General features: G+C 67.0%; 1 CRISPR repeat array.

Annotated elements, in window-relative coordinates:
- Positions 1 to 6 precede the first annotated feature (6 nt).
- Positions 7 to 1,682: a CRISPR direct-repeat array (repeat unit 28 nt; unit sequence GGCTCATCCCCGCTTACGCGGGGCGGAC).
- Positions 1,683 to 1,686: the final 4 nt, after the last annotated feature.

Here is a 1,686-nt window from a genome sequence, read left to right as displayed (position 1 = left end):
CACTTCGGCTCATCCCCGCTTACGCGGGGCGGACTACACCGAGTGGGGCAGCGCCCGCGAACCATTGGGCTCATCCCCGCTTACGCGGGGCGGACCGTCAGCTGGGGCATGCGTCGGCGGCGATGACGGGCTCATCCCCGCTTACGCGGGGCGGACCTGGTGTTTGGTGCGAGTTCGTTGCTCATTTACGGCTCATCCCCGCTTACGCGGGGCGGACCATTCCAATAGGGGTGCGGTGTGGGGCGAAATGGGCTCATCCCCGCTTACGCGGGGCGGACAAGGCACAGGCTTCTGCCCCGGTGTAGTGCATGGGCTCATCCCCGCTTACGCGGGGCGGACTGGTGAGGCGTGTGTAGCCTTCGCGGGTCTTGGGGCTCATCCCCGCTTACGCGGGGCGGACCCGTCTTGCTTCAGTCTCTTTGCGAAGCGGTCCGGCTCATCCCCGCTTACGCGGGGCGGACCGATAGCCTGCAGCGCCGCAGTCTGAAACTTAGGGCTCATCCCCGCTTACGCGGGGCGGACGCGGCATTGCCGTAACCTCGGCGGGAATCGAAGGGCTCATCCCCGCTTACGCGGGGCGGACGTTAGGCATTGTCATATGGTTCTTGCCCAGGTGGGCTCATCCCCGCTTACGCGGGGCGGACTCCAGCGATTTTGCTGGACGCCGCCACCACGGAGGCTCATCCCCGCTTACGCGGGGCGGACTGCAGTACGGACGGCACGTCCAGGGTCCCGCGGGGCTCATCCCCGCTTACGCGGGGCGGACCGCTAGGTGACCGCCTTCCTGACATCCTCCAGTGGCTCATCCCCGCTTACGCGGGGCGGACATTTTTGCTTCCTCGTTCTCGGCTTCCTCGGCGGGCTCATCCCCGCTTACGCGGGGCGGACCTGATCCAAGCAAGCGAGCACGTTGTGGACGCGGGCTCATCCCCGCTTACGCGGGGCGGACCGACGCGGCGCTCGTACTCCACACCGGCCCAAAGGGCTCATCCCCGCTTACGCGGGGCGGACCGTGCCATTCGGGGCCGTATTCGTCATATGGGGGGCTCATCCCCGCTTACGCGGGGCGGACAATCTGCGCTCACATGATGCTGTGCGTGATATGGGCTCATCCCCGCTTACGCGGGGCGGACGGACGATAGCAGCGAGCTAGAAACCCAGCCAAGGGCTCATCCCCGCTTACGCGGGGCGGACCCGCAAAGCCGTGCAATGTCGGTTGCTACGGCGGGCTCATCCCCGCTTACGCGGGGCGGACGACCATCGACGGTAGCGACGGTAGCGATGGCGGGGCTCATCCCCGCTTACGCGGGGCGGACTGCAGTCTGATTCGGGTCTGACTGTGGGGGCGGGGCTCATCCCCGCTTACGCGGGGCGGACGACCATTCAGCTGCCAAAGTTTGGTGAGTTCCCGGCTCATCCCCGCTTACGCGGGGCGGACCAGCTCGAAGAATATTTACGAGCCGGGCAGTGAGGCTCATCCCCGCTTACGCGGGGCGGACTCCATATCATCGTGTCCTTTGGACCGCCGACGAGGCTCATCCCCGCTTACGCGGGGCGGACACCTCACTCTTGACCCGGTAGAACTCGTCACCGGGCTCATCCCCGCTTACGCGGGGCGGACAACGAGCCTCTGCCGGACGACGCTCGCGTGACGGGCTCATCCCCGCTTACGCGGGGCGGACAGTC

Origin of the sequence: Corynebacterium sp. HMSC05D08, from assembly GCF_001807215.1 — a bacterium.
Lineage (GTDB): Bacteria > Actinomycetota > Actinomycetes > Mycobacteriales > Mycobacteriaceae > Corynebacterium > Corynebacterium striatum.
This window is presented reverse-complemented; position numbering and strand designations above follow the sequence as displayed.